The 18,308-nt window shown below is 71.1% G+C and carries 20 protein-coding genes; 10 read left to right on the forward strand and 10 right to left on the reverse strand.

What is annotated here, in order from left to right; all coding sequences use genetic code 11:
* Positions 1 to 55: 55 nt before the first annotated feature.
* Both WMF29_RS06195 and WMF29_RS06200 read left to right on the forward strand, forming a co-directional pair.
* Complete coding sequence (locus WMF29_RS06195; RefSeq protein ID WP_437327942.1) at positions 56 to 598, forward strand: YkgJ family cysteine cluster protein; 543 nt, start codon at positions 56 to 58, stop codon at positions 596 to 598.
* 318 nt (positions 599 to 916) lie between these two features.
* Positions 917 to 1,597, forward strand: coding sequence for a hypothetical protein (locus tag WMF29_RS06200; RefSeq protein ID WP_437327943.1), 681 nt, complete (start codon positions 917 to 919; stop codon positions 1,595 to 1,597).
* Between the two features lie 79 nt (positions 1,598 to 1,676).
* On the opposite strand, the gene WMF29_RS06205 is transcribed toward WMF29_RS06200, so the two are convergent.
* The 4 genes from WMF29_RS06205 to WMF29_RS06220 form a co-directional block, all read right to left on the reverse strand.
* A complete protein-coding gene (locus tag WMF29_RS06205; protein ID WP_437327944.1) occupies positions 1,677 to 2,396 on the reverse strand; it encodes a hypothetical protein in 720 nt (239 codons plus the stop codon).
* 147 nt (positions 2,397 to 2,543) lie between these two features.
* Positions 2,544 to 2,918: a hypothetical protein gene (locus tag WMF29_RS06210; protein WP_437327945.1), complete on the reverse strand. Its 375-nt coding sequence runs from the start codon at positions 2,916 to 2,918 to the stop codon at positions 2,544 to 2,546.
* Positions 2,915 to 4,084 carry a hypothetical protein gene (locus WMF29_RS06215; RefSeq protein ID WP_437327946.1) on the reverse strand — a complete coding sequence of 390 codons (1,170 nt, stop codon included), beginning with the start codon at positions 4,082 to 4,084 and terminating at the stop codon, positions 2,915 to 2,917. The genes WMF29_RS06210 and WMF29_RS06215 overlap by 4 nt, the downstream gene beginning before the upstream one ends.
* A 15-nt stretch (positions 4,085 to 4,099) precedes the next feature.
* The gene (locus WMF29_RS06220) at positions 4,100 to 4,552 is read right to left on the reverse strand and encodes a hypothetical protein (protein ID WP_437327947.1); all 453 of its coding nucleotides are present in this window, start codon (positions 4,550 to 4,552) and stop codon (positions 4,100 to 4,102) included.
* Positions 4,553 to 4,684: 132 nt separating this feature from the next.
* Here WMF29_RS06220 and WMF29_RS06225 point away from each other — a divergent pair, with 132 nt between their 5' ends.
* The gene (locus WMF29_RS06225) at positions 4,685 to 6,073 is read left to right on the forward strand and encodes an MATE family efflux transporter (protein ID WP_437327948.1); all 1,389 of its coding nucleotides are present in this window, start codon (positions 4,685 to 4,687) and stop codon (positions 6,071 to 6,073) included.
* A gap of 31 nt (positions 6,074 to 6,104) precedes the next feature.
* Here the strand turns inward: WMF29_RS06225 and WMF29_RS06230 are convergent, their stop codons facing one another.
* Entirely contained in the window at positions 6,105 to 6,929 is an 825-nt protein-coding gene (locus tag WMF29_RS06230) for an SDR family NAD(P)-dependent oxidoreductase (RefSeq protein WP_437327949.1), read from the reverse strand.
* Between the two features lie 66 nt (positions 6,930 to 6,995).
* Between WMF29_RS06230 and WMF29_RS06235 the strand changes: the two genes are divergently transcribed.
* Complete coding sequence (locus tag WMF29_RS06235; protein ID WP_437327950.1) at positions 6,996 to 7,901, forward strand: LysR family transcriptional regulator; 906 nt, start codon at positions 6,996 to 6,998, stop codon at positions 7,899 to 7,901.
* A gap of 295 nt (positions 7,902 to 8,196) precedes the next feature.
* On the opposite strand, the gene WMF29_RS06240 is transcribed toward WMF29_RS06235, so the two are convergent.
* Complete coding sequence (locus WMF29_RS06240; protein ID WP_437327951.1) at positions 8,197 to 10,155, reverse strand: hypothetical protein; 1,959 nt, start codon at positions 10,153 to 10,155, stop codon at positions 8,197 to 8,199.
* A gap of 285 nt (positions 10,156 to 10,440) precedes the next feature.
* On the opposite strand from WMF29_RS06240, the gene WMF29_RS06245 reads away from it, so the two are divergent.
* From WMF29_RS06245 to WMF29_RS06270, 6 genes are all read left to right on the forward strand, one after another.
* Positions 10,441 to 10,836: a polyhydroxyalkanoic acid system family protein gene (locus WMF29_RS06245; RefSeq protein ID WP_437327952.1), complete on the forward strand. Its 396-nt coding sequence runs from the start codon at positions 10,441 to 10,443 to the stop codon at positions 10,834 to 10,836.
* On the forward strand, positions 10,805 to 12,142 hold the full coding sequence (locus WMF29_RS06250) for a DNA topoisomerase IB (RefSeq protein WP_437327953.1): 1,338 nt from the start codon (positions 10,805 to 10,807) through the stop codon (positions 12,140 to 12,142). Before WMF29_RS06245 ends, WMF29_RS06250 begins: the two co-directional genes overlap by 32 nt.
* 260 nt (positions 12,143 to 12,402) lie before the next feature.
* The gene (locus WMF29_RS06255) at positions 12,403 to 12,909 is read left to right on the forward strand and encodes a hypothetical protein (protein WP_437327954.1); all 507 of its coding nucleotides are present in this window, start codon (positions 12,403 to 12,405) and stop codon (positions 12,907 to 12,909) included.
* 307 nt (positions 12,910 to 13,216) lie between these two features.
* A complete protein-coding gene (locus WMF29_RS06260) occupies positions 13,217 to 13,696 on the forward strand; it encodes a DUF2383 domain-containing protein (RefSeq protein ID WP_437327955.1) in 480 nt (159 codons plus the stop codon).
* A gap of 58 nt (positions 13,697 to 13,754) precedes the next feature.
* A complete protein-coding gene (locus tag WMF29_RS06265) occupies positions 13,755 to 13,976 on the forward strand; it encodes an addiction module protein (protein ID WP_437327956.1) in 222 nt (73 codons plus the stop codon).
* Positions 13,973 to 14,266: a type II toxin-antitoxin system RelE/ParE family toxin gene (locus WMF29_RS06270; protein ID WP_437327957.1), complete on the forward strand. Its 294-nt coding sequence runs from the start codon at positions 13,973 to 13,975 to the stop codon at positions 14,264 to 14,266. Before WMF29_RS06265 ends, WMF29_RS06270 begins: the two co-directional genes overlap by 4 nt.
* 39 nt (positions 14,267 to 14,305) lie before the next feature.
* Here the strand turns inward: WMF29_RS06270 and WMF29_RS06275 are convergent, their stop codons facing one another.
* From WMF29_RS06275 to WMF29_RS06290, 4 genes are all read right to left on the reverse strand, one after another.
* Positions 14,306 to 15,472 carry an acyl-CoA dehydrogenase gene (locus tag WMF29_RS06275; RefSeq protein ID WP_437327958.1) on the reverse strand — a complete coding sequence of 389 codons (1,167 nt, stop codon included), beginning with the start codon at positions 15,470 to 15,472 and terminating at the stop codon, positions 14,306 to 14,308.
* 252 nt (positions 15,473 to 15,724) lie between these two features.
* Complete coding sequence (locus WMF29_RS06280) at positions 15,725 to 16,858, reverse strand: class I SAM-dependent methyltransferase (RefSeq protein WP_437327959.1); 1,134 nt, start codon at positions 16,856 to 16,858, stop codon at positions 15,725 to 15,727.
* A 43-nt stretch (positions 16,859 to 16,901) separates the two neighbouring features.
* The gene (locus WMF29_RS06285) at positions 16,902 to 17,102 is read right to left on the reverse strand and encodes a hypothetical protein (RefSeq protein ID WP_437327960.1); all 201 of its coding nucleotides are present in this window, start codon (positions 17,100 to 17,102) and stop codon (positions 16,902 to 16,904) included.
* A 27-nt stretch (positions 17,103 to 17,129) separates the two neighbouring features.
* Entirely contained in the window at positions 17,130 to 18,308 is a 1,179-nt protein-coding gene (locus WMF29_RS06290; protein WP_437327961.1) for an iron-containing alcohol dehydrogenase, read from the reverse strand.

Below are 18,308 nucleotides of genomic sequence, written 5' to 3' on the forward strand. Positions count from 1 at the left end.
CGGCGCGGATGCGGCCGTGGCGCACGAGGATCCGCCCCGCTATAGACGCCGGCGCATGCACCGCACGCCGCGCGAGCGCCTCCACGAGCTCTTCACCAAGGTCGACGCGTTCTTCGCGAGCGCGAGCGCCCGCCACGGCGGGCGGATGGCCTGCCGCACGGGGTGCAGCGACTGCTGCCGGCGGCGCTTCTCGGTGACGTCGATCGAGGCCGACGCGATCCGCGAGGCGCTCGCGGCGCTCCCGGAGGCCGACCGCGCGGCGCTCGCCGAGCGCGCGCGGGCGGGCGATCCCGGCGTGTGCCCGGCGCTCGACGGGGAGGGGAGGTGCGCCATCTACGCGGCCCGGCCGCTCATCTGCCGCACGCACGGCCTGCCCATCCGGTTCGCGCCGGCCAGCGAGCGCGCGCTGCCGGTCATCGACGCCTGCCCGAAGAACTTCGTGGGAGAGGACCTTCACGCCGTCGAGGCGTCGTCGGTCCTGGACCAGACGACGCTGTCGACGGTGCTGGCCGCCCTCGACATGGCACACGCCGACGCGGCGGGGCGGCCGCGCGGGCAGCGCGTCGCGATCGCAGCGGTGCTCTCGGGCGAGGAGTAGCTGCCGCCGAGCCGCCGGCTCGATGACGAGCCGGTCCCGCTCAGCCGACCGACGGTCGTCGGCGCCATGACGCTCCCGGCCTCGGCCTGAGTGCGCTCGCAATGGCACAGATCAGGCAGTGGCACAGGCTAACTATGGCCCAGATCTGTGGCTCAATATGGGCCATGTGCTGGGTGGGGTCCAATGTGCACGCGCTGATTTGCCGCAAATCCAGGTTGGCCCGCGGGTTGCTCTTTGGTGGTGGCCCACTCTGGACCGGTGGCAGGTCACGGCACACGCCGCCGTCGGTCCGGAGGGGCAGCTTACCTGGAGGATAGAATGACCAAGACGATCAGAGGGTTTGGATCGGTGGCGGCGGCTGGCGTGGTGTTCGCGGCCTTGCTCAGCGGTTGCGGCTCGCAGGCTGCCGATCGCGGTCCGGACGTCGGCTCGATCAGCTTGCCGCTCGCGGCCGACGCGCCGTCTGGAGCGCGATATCGGCTCCGCGACGCCACGTTCGAGATCTCGAACGGTTATTACTACTACGAAGATGAGAATACCTCAGCCATGGCTGTCGGTGGTGGCTACGGAACTGTGGTGACGGTCAGCAGCGAGGATCAGGATCCGGACGAGAGCTCCCTCGTCGTCGATCTGGAGCAGGGAGGGTACGGCGTCAGGCTCCTTCCGGGCTGGCACTTCGAGAAGGTCGAGGACGGCACGGTGACGGATCCGAACGTGGAGGCCACGCTGCTATCGCGGCAAACGGTCTACGTGTACGTCTCGCCGCGTTCGACGACCTGGGCTGAGTATGCGTTCGGTATCGGGAGCAGCGAGCTGTGGCTCAACGGCAAGGTGAACCTCAGCATCGACGTCTACGAAGATCCGGACGACTACTACGGTTCGGGCGGAGCCGGAGGCGGGGACCCCGGAACCGGAGGCGCGGGCCCTATCGGGAGCGTGACCAGCGGCTACCCCGGGACCGGGGGCAGCTACTACGGGGTCGGAGGCGGCTCGCCGTGATAGAAGAGCTGCTACGACGGTAGCGGCGGTTCGTGGCGCGGCTGAGGAGAGCTCAGCCGAACGAGCGGCTCGCCGCCTGTCATCGAGGGCTGCACTGCACGATGCAGATGGCGGTGGCGCCCCTGGCGCGCGCGCTCGCCTCGCATGCATGCTTCGCTTGCTGCGACGCCAGGAAGCGATCCTTAGCTGAGCCGTTGCCGAACACCATCTGATAGTTGCATGCGCCCGCGAAGCCGCAGACGCGCACGGACGCGCTCGCCGTACACCACCAGGACGACCCGCCGGTCGCGCTCCCATTGCTCGGGCTTCCCTTCGAGGAGCCCTCGCTCGGGGAGGTGGGCGTCCGCCCTGCCGCCGGCGCCTCGCCCGTCTCGTCGTTGTCGGCGGCCGACGGGGTATCACCCGCGGCGCGGTCGCCGGTGGACGGGTCTTCGCCCGCCGCTTCGTCGGGCTCCTGGTCGGGCCGAAGGGGAGTGCTCGTCGACCTGGGCACCACCGGCGAGACGCCGCCGGCGGTCGACACGCCGGAAGGCGTGGTCTCGACCACGGTTTGCTCCGGCGATGCGCTCGCCGCCAGGTACACGGCGCCGCCGATCACGAGGATGGCGCCCATGCCCAGCGCGAACAACCCGCCGAGGACGATGAGCACGATCACGAGCGGCGACAGGCCTGACTTCGGACGCTGCGGCGGCGGTGGAGGGTAGTAAGGCGGCGGCTGCGGAGGGTAGTAAGGCGGCGGTTGCGGAGGGTACTGAGGCGGCTGCTGCGGAGGGTACTGAGGGCGCCCTGGACCAAACATCTCGCAGTCATAGCGCAGCGGAGCCGTCCGCGCTGCGTGAGACGAACACCCACGCTGTCGGCGAACGAACGATGTCGCATCGGACGAGCCCGCCCGCGGGGGGGCTGTCCGCGGTGGTGTTGCTTCGGAGTCGGCGGAGCCGCCTGCTCACACCCAGCCGGTCGTGGCGCGCAGGAGCAGCCCCAACCCGAGCGACGCGCCGTTCGCGAGCGCCGAGGCCGCGATGGCGTGCGTGGCAGGCAGATCGCGCAGCGCGAGCCGGTAGACGCCGAGCTCGAGCAGCACCGCCCAGAGCTCCGAGAGGGCCAGTCGCGCCGTGGCGCCGATCGCGAGCGCGGGGAAGATGAACCACACCGCCGGGTGACTCGCGATGTTGGCGACGGCCACGAGCGCGGCGCGGCGGCCTCGTGACCGCTCCGCCGCGCCGAGCAGCGGTGAGGCGACGGCGAGCTCGATGAGCAGCGTGAACGCGAACGCGCGCGCCCAGGCGGCCACCAGCGGATCGGTGAAGACGCGGCTCATGGGGCGGCCGGCTGCGCGGCGATCTCGGGCCCGCGCTCCTCCGCGCACGCCGGCCCGGACGGCTCCTTGTGCGCCTCCGCGGCGCGCTGGCCGACGTCGCCGCGGACATAGAAGTACGCGAGCAGCGCGAGCTCCAGGTACCCGTGGAAGGAGGCGAGCGAGAGCACCAGGTTGCGCGTGCCGAGCGCGCTGCGCAGGGCGCCGAGCAGCACCAGGCCGGCGAGGACCGCCACGGCGGCGAGCCCTGCGTCCCCGAAGTCGCGCCGGAGCGAGCGCGCGGACATGCGGAAGGTGGTTGTCCGCCGGCCCGGTTGATCTTCCTGAGGAATGAGCAGCAGCCAGACCGCGTAATGGACGGACTGCAGGAACGCATAACATGCGGTGAGCGCCATCGCGGAGCGGGTCGGCAGCCCGGGCGCGAGCCAGTCGCTCGCCAGGAAGAGGTGCAGCCCGAAGGCGTCCAGCCACCCGGCGCGGAGGGTGACGGAGGTCATCGCCCCGCTCGCGAGGAGCGCTGTCCCGGCCAGCACGAGGCCGAGCGGCCAGGCGACAGCGCGCACCCGGCGGCGGAAGAGCGCGAGCCACAGCGCGAGCGCGACCAGGTTGTGCGCGTGCGCGAGGGCGAGCCGGAAGCCGCGCGGCGCCGCGAGCGCCGCCGCCGACAGCGCCACGGCCGCGGCGGCGGCCAGCGCGACGCGCCGCCACGCGCGCGACGCGAGCGCGCCGGCGACGATCGCGGCGCCGAGCCAGGCGGCGAGCAAGGCGTGCTCGGCGCGGAGCAGCGCCGCGGCCGAGCCGAAGAGCTCCTGGGCGCCCCGCAGCCCCACCAGCGCGGCGCAGGCCGTCCAGACGACGCCCCGCCACCACGACGGCAGCCCGCGCCGCAGCACGAGGTAGCGCACGTCGGCCGCGACGTGCAGGACGCCCAGCAGGACGGGCCCGAGCACGAGCAGCGCGCTCGGCGCAAAGACCGCCATGGCGAAGGCGCCGAGCGCGTTGGCCGCGGCGAGGGTGGCTATCCTGCGATCGGGGCGCGCCACGATGGCGATCGCGAGCTCGCTCCGGCGGAGCAGGTTGAAGAGGTGCCGCCGCGCGCCGTCGAGCGGCGCGACGCCGCGCTCGAGCAGGCGGGCCACGCTCGCGGGCGGAGGACCGGGCGCACCCACGGGCCGAGGCTCGCTTCAGCGGCGCCGGCGGGCGGTCACGAGCGCCGCGGCGCCGCAGAGCAGCATCAGCCCGGCCATCGCGCCGCCCGAGGCGGCGCCGCTCATGGCGCAGCCGCCGTCGTCCGATGACGCCTTGTCCGAGCCCGCGCTGCCGGCCGACGTCGCGTCCGCGCCCGTGGTCGACGTCGAGCTCCCGCCCGTGGTCGACGTCGAGCTCCCGCCCGAGGAGATGCACAGATTGCAGTCGTATTCCACCGTGGTGAAGCCGCCGTCCTCGCCCGGCAGCGTTCGCTGGCACTTCTGCTTCGTGCACGTGCCAGGCTCGTTGGCCTCGGGCCCTGCGTTGTTACAGCTCGACCCCGGCGTGTCGCACGCGGCGGGCGGCGGGATGTCCGCCCGCGCTGAAGAGGTGAGGAGCGGCGCTGCGAGCAAGGCGGCGATCGCCACAAGGCACGAGGGCTTCATCATCCTGCCACTCTGTGCTTTTCTCCGGAAAACTTCAAGAGCGGTGCCGCCGATCCACGCTCGTGCACCTGGCCCTTGCGAGGAAAAACTACCCGGGTGATACCGAGACGGTCAGATATTACTCGGCAAAAATCTATGGACACCAACATCGAAGTCGAGGCGCCGTCCGCGCCGCGCGGCGTGCACGACATGACGCAGGGCAAGCCGCGCGCGCACGTCGTGCGCGTCATGCTGTTCATCCTGGCCGGCATGGCGATCCAGACCCTCTACGGCCTGATCGACATCTACTGGGTCGGTCGCCTCGGAAAGGAGGCCGTCGCTGCCGTGGCGGTCTCCAGCAACCTGATGTTCGTCTCCCTGGCCGCGACGCAGATGCTCTCGGTCGGCTGCGTGGCGCTCGTCTCGCAAGCGGCCGGAAGAAAGGAGCACGGCGAGGTGCAGCGCCTGTTCAACCAGGTGCAGAGCCTCGCCATGTGGGCGGGCGCCCTCTTTCTCGTGCTCGGCCTCGCGCTCCACCGCACGTACGCCGAGCGGCTCTCTGGAGACGCCATGACCGCCGAGCTCGCGAGCAGCTTTCTGCTCGCGTTCATTCCGGCGCTCGCGCTGCAGTTCACGATGGTGGGGCTCGGCTCGGCGCTGCGCGGCATCGGAGACATGAAGCCGGGGCTCGTGGCCCAGACCGCGAGCGTGCTGCTCAACATGGTCCTCGCGCCCTTCCTCGTCTTCGGCTGGGTATCGGGGCGCCCGCTCGGCGTGCTCGGCGCGGCCCTCGCCACGCTCATCGCGACCGCGGCCGCCGTCGTCGGGCTCGCCGTCTATCTCTTGCGCGGCAAGACCTTCCTTCGCCTCCGCCTCGCCGACTGGCAGCCGGATCTCCCCACATGGCGAAAGCTGGTGGCCATCGGCTTGCCCTCGGGCGCGGAGTTCTTGTTGCTGGCCGTCACCATGGGCGTGATCTACGTGGTCACGCGCCCCTTCGGCTCGGAGGCGCAGGCCGGGTTCGGCATCGGGCTGCGGGTGATGCAGGCCGGCTTCATGCCCGCGGTGGCGATCAGCTTCTCCGCTGCGGCGGTCGTCGGCCAGAACTACGGCTCCCGCGCCTACGCTCGCGTCCGCGAGACAGCGCTCGAGAGCGTGAAGCTCGTGCTCGGGTTCATGGTCCTCTTCACCGTGGTCTGCCAGGTCTTCCCCGCGCAGCTCGTCGCGCTCTTCTCGCCCGCGCCGGACGTCGTCGCGGCCGGCGTCGACTACCTCCAGGTGACCTCCTGGGGATACTTCGCGAGCGGCATCGTGTTCGTCTCCGCCGGCGTCTTTCAAGGCCTCGGCAACACCTGGCCTTCGCTCGCCGCCTCGGGGGCGCGCGCGGTCGCGTTCGTCTTCCCCGTCCTCGCCCTGAGCGCTCGGCCCGGGTTCCGCATGCACACCATCTGGCTCGTCTCGGTCGGCGCCACGCTCGGTCAGTTCGGGCTCCAGCAGATCCTGCTGCGGCGCGAGCTCGCCCTCAAGGTTCCCGCATCGCAGTGACGGGGCGCCGCGGCGCCTGGCCGAGCGCCGATCAGGGGCGTGCGCCCGCCACCCTGGCGGGCAGGGCGCGCACCTGGTTCTTCCGCATGACCTCCGCGGTCAGGCGCGCCGCCATGGCGCGCGGCACGAAGCGCGCGAGGTTCGCGAGGATGTAGTTGCCGAGGCCGTGGATGGCGTGGGTTCGCCCCGTCGAGAGGGAGCGCAAGCCGAGCCGCACGACGTCGCTCGCCTTCGCCTTCGCGCCCACGGCCGCGGCTTCCCCGGCGATCTCGAAGAACGGCGTCTCGGTCGCGCCGGGGCAGAGCGCGACCACCTTCACGCCCCGCTCGCCGAGCTCGGCCCAGAGCGCCTCGCTGAACGAGAGCACGAAGGCCTTGGTCGCCCCGTACACCGCCATCGAGGCGATCGGGTAGAACGCCGCCGTGGACGCGACGTTGAGGACCGCGCCGCGCGTCCTCACGAGGTCGGGCAGGAACGCGTGGGTCATCGCGACGAGGGCGCTCACGTTGAGCGCGATCTCCTCGAGCTGCCTTTCGATCGGCGTCTCCTCGAAGCGGCCGTGGGTCGCGAATCCCGCGTTGTTGATGAGGAGATCGACGGTCACGCCGCGCCGCGCGACCTCCGCGTGCACGCGCCCGATCGCCCCCGCGCTCGTGAGGTCGTCGGCGATCACCTCGACGCGGACGCCGTGCGCGGCGCGCAGCTCGGCGGCGAGCGCCTCGAGCTTGTCGCGCGAGCGGGCGACGAGGATCATGTGGCATCGCTGCGCGGCGAGCTGGCGGGCGAATTCGGCGCCGATGCCGGTGGAGGCGCCAGTGACGAGGGCGTTCCGGTTCTCGAAGGGGTGTCGCGTCATGCCTCCATGTGTAAGCTCTGGGTCGGTTCGCGAGAACGGACATCTTCGGGCATCGGAGTTCCACGGATGAAAAACGACGCCTTCTCCTGGGACGACCTGCGCGTGCTGCTCGAGGTCGACCGACGTCGCAGCTTCCTCGGCGCGGGCAAGGCGCTCGGGCTCTCCACCTCGACGGTCGGGCGGCGCATCGACGCGCTCGAGCTCGCGCTCGGCCGGAAGCTCGTGCACAGGACGACGGCGGGCACCTCGATCGATCCGACGGCGCGCGCCCTCGTCGCGCTCGCCGAGGGCATGGAGAGGGAGCTCCGCGTCGAAGGGAGGGACGCGCGCGGCGCCGAGTCGCTCGAGGGCGTTGTGCGCGTCTCGATCAAGGAGAGCTTCGCGCGCCCGATGGCGAAGGTCCTCTCCGAGTGGCGGCGCATCCACCCCGAGACGCTGATCGAGCTCGCCTCGGAGGCGCGCCTCGCGGACGTCGCGAAGCGCGAGGCCGACCTCGGCGTCCGGACGGCGCGCTCGTCGTCGAAGGCGCTCGTCGAGAAGCGCCTCGGCACGTTCTCGTACGGCCTCTGGGCCTCGAACGAGTATGTCGAGCGACACCTGCGCGACGGCCACCTCCGCGAGGCGGACTTCCCGCGGCACGACTTCGTCGGCTATGACGGGCCGGGCCGGGAGTCCGAGCAGGAGCGGTGGCTCGTCGCCCGCGGCGCGCGTCGGTTCCCGTTTCGCTCGAGCTCGGACGACGCGGTCCTCACGGCCGCGAGCGAGTCCCAGGGGATCTGCATCTTCGCGGACGCGCTCGCGCGTGACGTGCCCGGGCTGCGACGGCTCGTATGCCCGACGCCGCTCCCGACGGTGAGCGTGTACCTCGTGGTCCACCGCGATCTGCGGCGAGTCCCGCGGATCCGCGGCGTCGCGGGGGCGATCGAGGAGGCGATCCGGCAGATCGCCGTTCGTGAGAAGGCTCGCGGCTAGTTCCGCCCGCCAGGAGTCCGGAGGGAGAGTTCAACGCAAAGGCGCAAAGACGCAAAGACGCAAAAATGCATGAATTTCTATCTATCTCTCTCTCTCTCTCTCCCTTGCGCCTTTGCGTCTTTGCGCCTTTGCGTTGAACTCTCTCCGTCTCTCCGTCTCTCCGTCTCTCCGTCTCTCCGTCTCTCCGGCCAGCGCCCGTTCGTTGATGAGCGCCTGCTGAAGCGTGAAGACGGTCGATGCGCGGGACCTGGCCGCGCCGCGGTCGCCCATGGCTCGCCGGCGTCGTCCGGCGGGGTCACCTGCCCAGCGCGATCATCTTCTCGTTTACCCAGTCGTCGCCGGCGAGGGGGTGCACGCCGGCCCCGTCCCGATCGAGCGCGATCCCCACCGAGAGCAGCCCACTCTTCACGAGGAACGCTCCCCTGGCGGTCTGCCCGTCGGACTTCGTGAGCCGCCCGCGGATCGCGAGATCGCCCCCCTTCGCCTCCAGGAGCCTGAAATCGACGCCGCCGTCCGCGCGCTTCACCTTCGCGGACGCCTTGAGCCCCTCCATCGCAAGGAGCCCCGCGGCCCAGCCGGGAATGGCATCCTCGGCATCGAGCAGCATCACGGCCGGCCGCGCGTCCTTGCATTCCATCCGGATCGCCGCCTCCGTGAGCCCTCGTCTCACCTCCGCGTCCTCGATGTCGATGTGCGCCCACCAGCCAGGGAGCGCCTCGCCCTCGTGCTCGATCGCGAGGTCCTCGATGTCGATGCGGCCCTCTCGCAGCTTGGCAGTCGGATTCAAGACGTTCACCGCGTCGAGCTTCATGCGCGCCGCCACGTCGCCCTTCACCTTTGTCTGTTTCCACTGCAGGGCGCCGTGTTTCAACAGCAGGCTCAGCGAGCCCGTGCCTCGCCCCAGCGGGTCGACCTCCAGGCTGCTCCGCGCGAAGGCTGCGCCGCCCGTGAACCGCGGCGCGTCCGGCGCGGCGCCCTCGGCGTTCAGCCAGCGCAGGTCCGGGATCGCCGCGGCGACGACATCCACCTTCGACGCGAACCCCGGCGGGAGCCGCAGGAGGTGGAGCTCCGGCGCGTCGAAGGTGGCGCTCGCCCTCTCCACGACGATGGGCGGCAGGCCGCTCTCCGGGCGCTCGAGCGTCGCCCGGGGCAGCGTCACCGCGAGGCGCGGCGCTCCGCGCTCGTCGACGCGGAGCGCCGCGCGCGCCTCGGCGGTCGCGCGGAGCGACGCGGTGGAGGCCACGAGGTGGCTCGTCTCGTAGGACGCGGTGCTGCCCGGCTCGACGCTCCCCCGGTTCACGACGAGGTTCGTCCTGAGCTCTCCGCTGCCGTCCTCGATCCGGGGTCCGGCGCCCTCGCCCCCGGGAAGGCGGATGAAATCGAGCCCCGGCAGCTGCGCGTCGAGGCGGACGCGCGCCCAGGTGGTATCGAGGACGTCGAGCCCTTCGACGTCCCGCGGATCGAACGTGCTCATCGTCACGTCGGCGTCGGCGTCGAGCCGCGCGACGACGCGATCGGCGACGTGGACCTCGCCCGACCGGAGCTCCAGCGCGACGGGCCCGACGCGAACGGCGCGGAGCGGCTTGTAATAGAACCCTCCCCGCACGCGGCCGCCGCCGGCATACCTGACTTGCTGGATCCAGATCTCCTTGAGCGTCGTGTCGATGCCCTCCAGGTGCACCGTCCACAGGTTGTAACCCTCGTCGGAGTTCTCGAGATCGTGCTTCGGCGGCAGCTCCGGCTTGAGCGGAGGGTTCGCGAAGTCCGGGATGGGCGGCAGCGCCTGGATGTGCGGCGCCTCCAGATCGCGCTCGCTCGTCGGATCCACGAGCATCCGCATCCGGAACACGAAGCCTCTGGCGCGGATGTCCTCCGCATAGAACTTCTTCCGCAGGAGATCGGTCAGGTGGATATCGAGGTCCGCTTCGTCGAGCTCCACCGCCCACTGAAGCACGCTGTCGGAGCCGCTGAGCCGGAGCTCCTCGACGTGAACGACGCCCGGCCAGAGGCTCCACGCCGAGCCGTAATAGAGCGAGGCGTCGATGGGGTTGTAGCTGACGAGCCTCGCGATGAGCCCCGTGCTCAGCATGGCGTTCACGACGACGACGTAGCCGAGCCAGAGCGCGATAGGCAGGATCAGCAGCGCCTTCAGCGCCCTCCTCGCCCGTGGCCCGAGCCTCCCGCTGAGCGCAGGTGGAGACTTCAGCGCGGCGGCTTCGTGCAGGAGCGCGTGCATGAACGCATGGGATCGCACGCTCCATGCCGCGAGCTGAGCGGCGGCGCGAGGGGGCGGCCTCAAGGCTGGCCGTGGCGATCTGCCCCGCTCGTGGCGAACCTCGACATGCGCGGACCGCGGGCGGGCCCGATCCCGCGCGGAGGCGCCCAGAAATGGCCCAGCCGTGAGCGCTCGGCCCCCGTCGGACCCGACAGGCACCCGGCTTGCTAATCCCGCGAACGCTGGCGCTGGCGAGCCTGTCGCGCGTGCGCGTCTCGTCAACGCCCGGCGGAGCCGATTTTCCAGCCATCACCCGAGGTCATCATGAACCACACTGTCCATCACGACCTGAACGACGAAGAAGCGAAGAGCGCCGTCCTGCGGGCGATGGCGAAGTACTGTGATCGATATGCAGAGTACGCTCCCTCCATTCTCTGGAGCGACGAGCGGCACGCGCATCTCGGCCTCTCGTTCAAGGGCTTCACGCTCTCCGGGCGGCTCGAGCTCCGGCCCAGGGCCGTCGATTTCGCGATCGACATGCCGCTGCCGCTGCGCATGTTCAACCGGATGGCGATCGCGGCGATCGACGCCGAGGTGAGGCGGTGCATCGACGAGGCGCACCGCGAGCGCGCGCGGCGGCGCGCTCCGGGCTTGGTCGCGCAGGAGGGCCCTCTGAGCGGTTCGCGCCATGCAGAGCGGCAGCGCCATGACCACCCGTGAAAGGCGCCGCCCGCGGAGCGCTCCGCGCCGCGAGAGGCGGGAAGCCGCCAGCGGCGTCGTCCTCCGCCGGCGCCGCGTCAGCGTGTCGGTCGAGTCCGTCGAGACGGTCGAGCTCGCTCGCACGACCGGCGAGCTCGCGGGGACAGGACAGCTCACCCCGTCACCGATCGAGTCCGCCGAGTCGGCCGGGCTCCGGTACGTGAACGACGGTGAGCCGGGGATCTCCAGGCGAGGGGCGGGCAAGGGCTTCCGTTACGTCGACGCCGACGGTCGCCCCGTCAAGGACGAGGCGACGCTCGCGCGGATCCGCCGGCTCGCGATCCCGCCCGCGTGGACCGATGTGTGGATCTGCCGGAGCGAGCGCGGGCACATCCAGGCGACTGGGCGGGACGCGCGCGGAAGAAAGCAGTACCGGTATCACCCGCGCTGGCGCGAGGTCCGCGACGAGACGAAGTACGATCGCATGCTCGCGTTCGGCGCGGCGCTCCCGGCGATCCGCGCGGCGGCCGAGCGGGATCTCGCGCTGCCTGGCCTGACGCGCGAGAAGGTGCTGGCGGCCGTGGTGCGCCTGCTCGACGAGACATCGATCCGCGTCGGGAACGACGAGTACGCGCGCGACAACGACTCGTATGGTCTCACAACGCTCCACGACGAGCACGTCGAGATAGAGGGGAGTCTCATCAGGTTCCACTTCAGGGGCAAGGGCGGCAAGGAGCACACGCTGACGGTGCGGGATCGCAGGCTCGCGCGGATCGTGAAGCGCTGTCAGGACGTGCCCGGCCACGAGCTGTTCCAGTACATCGACGGCGAGGGCCGGCGGCAAAGGATCCATTCGGACGACGTGAACGAATACCTGCGCTCGGTCGCGGGCCAGGACTTCACCGCGAAGGACTTCCGCACCTGGACCGGCACCGTGCTGTGTGCGTCGTTCTTCTGCGAGATGGAGGTCGCGACCTCGGTCCGCCAGGTGAAGAAGCGCGTGGCGCAGGTGATCGACAGGGTGTCTGCCCGCCTGGGCAACACGCGCGCGGTCTGTCAGCGTTGTTATGTCCACCCGGCCGTGATCCGCGCCTATACGGAGGGCGCCCTGCAGTCCCTGATCGACGCGGAAGAGGCCGTCGCGGACGGGGCGTTCGCGGCGCTCCGGCCCGAAGAGGCGAAGATGCTCCGGATCGTCCGCGGCTTCGGCGAGCGAGAGGCCGCGCCGCTCGTGACCCGCCTCCGCGAGAGCGTTCGCGCGGTGAACGCGCGGCGAGCCGGCAAGAGCGCGAAGCGTCCGGTCAGGGAACGGCGCGCAGCGGCCTGAGCCGCGCCGACGGCGGGCGCTGCAGCAGCCGCGCGGGGATGCGCCTCGCCGCGCCGTTCGCGACGAGTCTGCCGTGTCGTTGCGTCACAGCGTGATCGCCTCGCTGTGGCATCGTGCCGCGGACGCGACGGGCGCTGTTGCTGGGGTCGCGAGCGGCTCCGCGATCTCCCGCCGGGTACGCGCGCGGTACGGTTCGTGTTGTGCGGATGCTCCCAGGAAATCAGCGCGAGCGGCGTGAGCCCTCAGCCAAGGAGGTCTGTATGGCGAACCAGAGGTTGATCACCGGGATGGTGCGAGCACGTGAGGAGGCCGAGGACGCCGTCCGGCGGATCCTGGACAGCGGGCACACGCGACGGGACGTCTGCGCCATCGTGAGCGAGGCGGCTCGCCGCCAGCACTTCGCGCGCCCGCGCACGCAGGGCGCTGCCTCGCACGGGAGCGCGCTGACCTCCATCCTCGCCTCGGCGAGCGCGGGGCTCGTCGTCCCGGGGCTGCGGCTCGCCGTGGCCGGCCCCATCGCTGTGAGGCTCGCGGACGCGAGCTCGGCGAGCGAGACGGCCAGCCTGAGCAGCGTGCTCGTCGACGCCGGGATCCCCGAGCACAGCGCGCCTGAGGTCGAGAGGCGCCTCAAGGAGGGCGCGATGCTCCTCGGCGCCCTCGCGCGCGACGACAAGGACGCCGCGGCGCTGCGCTCGATCCTGCGAGACGCGGGCAACGGCGATTTCTGCGGCACGGGCAAGGGAGCCCGCGTGTTCGCCGCGCTGTGAGCCCGCCGACGCCCGGCGCTCCGCGTCGCCGCTGGAGGGAGCCGCCGCTGGATCGATGAGCTCGCTTCAAGACCGAGAAGTCCCGGACATTGGAACGGGATTTGGAAGGGAATGAAAGAGTTCAGCCGAGACTGATTCGGTACGAGGCGAACATGTACCCCTGAGGCAACGGGGGCGCGCGCCTTCCAGCAGTGGCGACGATCCCTGGCGATCGGGGCTCCTGCGTGGACGTACGGCGTGGAGGCCCAGCTCGGGAGGTAAGGAGGAGAGGAATCGGGCGTTCACCAGATATCGCAGGAGAGTACCCATGGAACCGGTCGCATTCGCAGACGAGAGCGTGGGCCTGGACGGACTCATCGACGATGACTCGATCGAGCAGCTCAAATCGTTTTGCCGCGGCGAGATGTCCGCGGTCGAGACCTACCGTCAGGCCATCGCCGCGGCGCGGCAGGGCTGGGTGGCTCACCACCTCAGGCTCAACCTCGCGTCGCACGAGGCGCGGGTGAAGGTGCTGCGCCGGCGGATCGAGGAGCTCGGAGGCGACCCCCCGGCGAGCTCCGGGCCATGGGGCGCGTTCGCCAAGGCTGTCGAGGGGACCGCCGTGGCGCTCGGCCACAAGACGGCGCTCTCGGCGCTGGCCGAGGGGGAGGAGCACGGCCTGAAGGACTACCGGAACGACATCGAGGAGCTCGACACCGAGTCGCACGCCCTGGTGCGGGACGTGATCTTGCCGCAGCAGGTGTCGACGCGCCGCTCGCTCGCCGATCTCAAGCGGCAGCTGCCGTGACGCGGGAAGCCGTGGGCGGATTGTTCCGGCGGGCGCTCCGTGCGATACTTTCGGGCGTATGGGCAGGGCTGCGCTGGACATCACCCGACTGAGCCGCGACGAGCAGCTCGACCTCCTCGACGAGTTATGGGCGAGCCTCGGGCGAGACCCTGAGGCGCTGCCGCTCAGCGACGCCCAACGCGTCGAGCTCGATCGGCGCCTCGATGAGCTCGAGGCCGAGGGGCCAGTCGGGCTCACCTGGGATGAGGTCGTCGCCCAGGCGCGCGCTCGGTCACGGTGAGGCCGTACCTCGTTCGGCCCGCTGCCGCGGCGGACATCGCGCGGGCATATGCCTGGTACGAGCGAGAGCGCGACGGGCTAGGAGAGGAGTTCCTCGTGGAGGTCCGCGCGGCGATGCAGGCGGTCGTCGAGGCGCCGACGGCCTACGCCGTTCTGCACCGCCAAACACGGCGAGCGCTCGTCCGGCGCTTCCCCTATGGGCTGTTCTTTCGTCTGATGGATGACGTCGTCGTCTTCGTCGCGTGCTTTCACACGCGCCGAAGACCCGAGTCATGGAAGCGGAGGCGCTGAGGGCAACATCGGTGTTGGGACGGGGGCGAACTCCCCAGCTCAGCCCTTCATGTCGTATCCCGCCTGGAGCAGCTTCGCGATCGTGGAGAGCTGCATGTTCGACGTCCCCTCGTAGATCTTCCCGATCTTCGCGTCGCGGTAGAGCTTCTCGACAGGATAGTCCTTGGTGAAGCCGACGCCGCCCATGAACTCGATGCAGAGCGACGCCGTGCGCTCGGCCACCTCGGACGCGAACAGCTTGGCCATCGCCGCCTCCTTCACGAACGGCTGGCCCGCGTCCTTGAGCCGCGCGGCGTTGTAGACGAGGAGGCGCGCAGCCTCGATCTCCATGGCGACGCGCGCATACTGGAACTGCACGCCCTGGAAGCTCGCGATCGACTGCCCGAACTGCTTCCGCTCGCCCATGTAGCGCATCGCGTGGTCGAACGCCCCGGCGGCCAGGCCGAGCATCTGCGCGCCGATGCCGATCCGGCCCTCGTTCAGCGTCTCGATGGCGATCTTGTAGCCCTTGCCGACCTCGCCGATCACGTTGCCCTCCGGCACCTCACAGTCCTCGAGGACGAGCTCGCACGTGCTGGAGGCGCGGATCCCGAGCTTGTTCTCCTTCTTGCCGACCGAGAAGCCCGGGAAAGAGCGCTCGACGACGAAGGCCGTGATGCCCTTGTAGCCCTTCGTCGGATCGACGTTGGCGAACACAAGGAACACCGAGCTCTCGTTCGCGTTCGTGATCCAGAGCTTGCGGCCGTTCAGGATCCAGCGGTCGCCCCGGCGCTCGGCGCGGGCCGCGAGGGCGAACGCGTCCGAGCCGGAGCCCGCCTCGCTCAGCGCATACGAGCCGACCCAGTCCCGGGAGAGCCGCGGGAGGTATCTCTCCTTCTGCGCCTCGCTGCCCCAGCGGAGGAACGCATTGGCCACCAGCGTGTTCTGCACGTCGACGAGCACGCTCACGCTCGGGTCGACCACGGCGAGCGCCTCGATCGCGAGGATCGCGCTGAAGAAGCCCGCTCCAGAGCCCCCGTACGCCTCCGGGATCTCGATGCCCATGAGGCCGAGCTCGAACAGCGGAGGGAGCAGATCGTGGTCGAGCGCGCCCTCTTCGTCCATCGCCGCCGCGCGCGGCGCGACGCGCTTCCTGGCGAAATCAAGCACCGAGTCGCGGAAGAGGCGCTCCTCGTCGGACAGCTGGGTGAGCGGGGGGTGGGACACGACGGTTTCTCCTTGTGGGCCCATGGCGCAGCGCGGCGCCGTGGCGGCGTCGCCCCACTATGCTACGCGAGGGCCGCCAGCGAAAGCCGTTCGAGCGCGCCCCGCCCGGTCATCGCCGCGGCGCAACGCAGGCCACGCCGCGCCGGCGACGGACTGGGGCACGCCGCCCCGAGCCGCCTCATCCGTGGTGTCGCCGCTCGCGCCGCGGTCGGGATCGTCCAGGCTGCTATGCGCGTCGCTCCCCCGGGACGCTCACGCGCGCTTGCCCGCTGGCGCGTCGCGCCGGCGGCACCGGAGCAGCGTGTGGGCGAGGCCGAGGTGATCGATCTCCGCCTCGACGACGAGGCCTGCCTCGTCGACGCAACGCCGGATATCGGCGGCGCTGTACATGCGGCTGTTCCCGTTCGCGAGGCACGTGAAATACAGGGAAGAGCCGTGCAGACAGTGGACCGCCACCTCGTTCGTCTGCCGATCCCAGAACGTGTCGAGGATCCAGAGCACCGTCTCGTCCCCCATGGCTGACGCGGCCCGCCGGAGGATCTGGACGATGTCCGGCTCGGAGAAGCACACGAGGAACTGGCTCATCCAGATGGCGTCGAAGCCTGTCGGGAACGCCTGGCCGTGATCCAGGAAGTCGATGGGGGTGCCCATGATCCGGCCGAGCAGGCCGTGCTGCTCGACGTTGGCGCGCGCGTCCTCCAGCTGGCCCGGCAGGTCGAGCAGCGTGACGCGCACGTCGGGGTCGTGCGTGCAGCACTGGATCGCCCACCGCCCGGTGTTGCCGCCGATGTCGAGGAGCGTCCTCGGCCTCCGCTCGAACACGACGGGCAGCGCCTCGGGGAACGCGGAGTCGGAGTAGAGGTGATCGAACGCAAACCAGCTCTCCCTCACCTTCGGCGGGAGCGCCGGGAGCGCCTCATAGACCGTCGGCCACTCGCCAAAGACCTTCAGGCCAGCCGGCTTGCCGCCCTCGATGGCCTCGTCGAGAAAGCGCATGCCCTCGTAACAGACGTCATGGATGAAATCCATGTTGATACGGGTCATCCTGTCATTCTCGACGATGAGCCCGACCCGCGTGATCGTGTAGCGCTCGCCACGCTCTCGCGGCTCTGCCTGGACGTTCGCGCCGCCTGCGCCGCCTGCGCGCTCCACCAGGCCGAAGCTCAGGCTCGCCTCCAGCAAGGTCTTGGCCGCATAGGCGGAGAGGCCGGTGTCCTGGGCGACCTCGGCCGGTGTCCTGCCGCCCTTGCCGGCGCGCTGGAGCGCCCGGAGGACGCCGCGGTTTCGCATCACCCGCGCCACCTGGAACATGACGGGCGCAAACGCGATGCGCTGGGCGGCGAGCATGGCGTCGAGGGTGGGATTCGGGGCGGGATCGTTCTTCATCGAGCTCCGGTCGTCGGGGGTGGGGTCAAGGCTAGCGTGCACCCTAGCGCTGGAGGAGCAAGACGAAGCCGCAGACGCCCGTGAACAGCAGCGTGCACTCTGCCCGACCCTCGTCGGCGAGCGAGATCCCCGTCACGCCGCAGAGCAGGCCGAACACGAGGCTCGCCACGCTGATCCGCCGCCGTTGATCGATCGACCGGACAGGCGGCGGAAAAGACGGCCTCGTGCGGTAGGGGCTTGCCACCCCACGATGATACCACCGGCGCCGCGATCACAAGGACGCCGCCGCGATGTCGAACAGCTCCTCGTCGGTGAGCGGCAGCGGGTTCCCCTTCATGCTGCTCGCCGCCCTGGCCTTCGCGACCAGCGCCGGGAGGTCCGCCTCACCCATGCCGTAGCGCCGGAGCCCCGGGATCGCGAGGTCACGGCAGAGCTCGCGGACCCAGGCGATCCCTTCCTCGGCGACGGCGCCGGCGCGCCCCGTGACGAGCGCGGCCAGCTCGTCGAAGCGCGGCAGCGCGAGGTGAGCCGGGTCGCGCGCCCGGAGCGCCCGCAGGTTGACCTCCAGGACGGCAGGTAAGAGCGCGGCGCACACCGCGCCGTGCGGCGCGTCGAACATGCCCCCCGCGGGCGCCGCGAAGCCGTGGACCGCCCCGAGGCCGGCGTTCGCGAGGCAGAGGCCGCCGAGCAGGCTGGCGATCGCGAGGTCGTCCCGGGCCGGCGCGTCGGCGCCCTCCAGGACCGCGCGGCGCAGCGAGCGCGCCGAGCGGCGGATGCCCTCGCGCGCGAGGCCGTCCGTGAGCGGGTTGCGGCGGCTCGACAGGAACGGCTCGATGAGCTGCGAGAGCGCGTCGAGCCCGCTCGAGGCGAGCACCCCGGGCGGGGCGCCCGCGAGCAGGTCGGGGTCGACCACCGCGAGGCGCGGCAGCATGTGCGGGCTGCGGAGGCTCGCCTTCACGCCGGCCTCCCGCGAGGCGAGCACCGCGTTGCGCGTCACCTCCGCGCCGGTGCCGGCGGTCGTGGGGATCGCCACGAACGGCACGGATGGCCTCGAGAGCGCTCTCCCCTGGCCGATGACCTCCAGGTAGTCGAGCGGGTCGCCGCCGTTCGCGACGAGCGCGGCGATCGCCTTGCCGGCGTCGATCGCGCTGCCGCCGCCGAGCGCCACCACGACGTCGCACCGCTCGGCCGCGGCCCGCGACGTGCCCTCGCGGGCGATGTCCACCGTCGGCTCGCCCGCGACGGGGAAGCGCACCGCGGCGACGCCCGCCGCCGCGAGCGCGGCGAGGAGCGGCGCGGCGCGGCCGGGATCCTGCCCGGTGACGACGAGCGCCCGCGTCCCGCCGAGGCCCCGCACGGCCGCGGGCACCTCGGCGATCTTGCCCGCGCCGAAGGCGATGCGCGTCGCGGTGGCGAACTCGAAGGCGGGTTCATTGCCGGGAGGCGCCAT

Origin of the sequence: Sorangium sp. So ce381 (assembly GCF_051473845.1) — a bacterium.
GTDB classification, from domain to species: domain Bacteria; phylum Myxococcota_A; class Polyangia; order Polyangiales; family Polyangiaceae; genus Sorangium; species Sorangium atrum.

Coding starts and splice junctions, on each gene's coding strand:
- WMF29_RS06220 (WP_437327947.1), bottom strand. CDS start 4,552: ATGATGAAGCCCTCGTGCCTTGTGGCGATCGCCGCCTTGCTCGCAGCG.
- WMF29_RS06205 (WP_437327944.1), bottom strand. CDS start 2,396: ATGTTTGGTCCAGGGCGCCCTCAGTACCCTCCGCAGCAGCCGCCTCAG.
- WMF29_RS06260 (WP_437327955.1), top strand. CDS start 13,217: ATGGAACCGGTCGCATTCGCAGACGAGAGCGTGGGCCTGGACGGACTC.
- WMF29_RS06200 (WP_437327943.1), top strand. CDS start 917: ATGACCAAGACGATCAGAGGGTTTGGATCGGTGGCGGCGGCTGGCGTG.
- WMF29_RS06210 (WP_437327945.1), bottom strand. CDS start 2,918: ATGAGCCGCGTCTTCACCGATCCGCTGGTGGCCGCCTGGGCGCGCGCG.
- WMF29_RS06265 (WP_437327956.1), top strand. CDS start 13,755: ATGGGCAGGGCTGCGCTGGACATCACCCGACTGAGCCGCGACGAGCAG.
- WMF29_RS06250 (WP_437327953.1), top strand. CDS start 10,805: ATGCAGAGCGGCAGCGCCATGACCACCCGTGAAAGGCGCCGCCCGCGG.
- WMF29_RS06255 (WP_437327954.1), top strand. CDS start 12,403: ATGGCGAACCAGAGGTTGATCACCGGGATGGTGCGAGCACGTGAGGAG.
- WMF29_RS06245 (WP_437327952.1), top strand. CDS start 10,441: ATGAACCACACTGTCCATCACGACCTGAACGACGAAGAAGCGAAGAGC.
- WMF29_RS06225 (WP_437327948.1), top strand. CDS start 4,685: ATGGACACCAACATCGAAGTCGAGGCGCCGTCCGCGCCGCGCGGCGTG.
- WMF29_RS06290 (WP_437327961.1), bottom strand. CDS start 18,308: ATGGCGCCTCCCGGCAATGAACCCGCCTTCGAGTTCGCCACCGCGACG.
- WMF29_RS06280 (WP_437327959.1), bottom strand. CDS start 16,858: ATGAAGAACGATCCCGCCCCGAATCCCACCCTCGACGCCATGCTCGCC.
- WMF29_RS06235 (WP_437327950.1), top strand. CDS start 6,996: ATGAAAAACGACGCCTTCTCCTGGGACGACCTGCGCGTGCTGCTCGAG.
- WMF29_RS06230 (WP_437327949.1), bottom strand. CDS start 6,929: ATGACGCGACACCCCTTCGAGAACCGGAACGCCCTCGTCACTGGCGCC.
- WMF29_RS06195 (WP_437327942.1), top strand. CDS start 56: ATGCACCGCACGCCGCGCGAGCGCCTCCACGAGCTCTTCACCAAGGTC.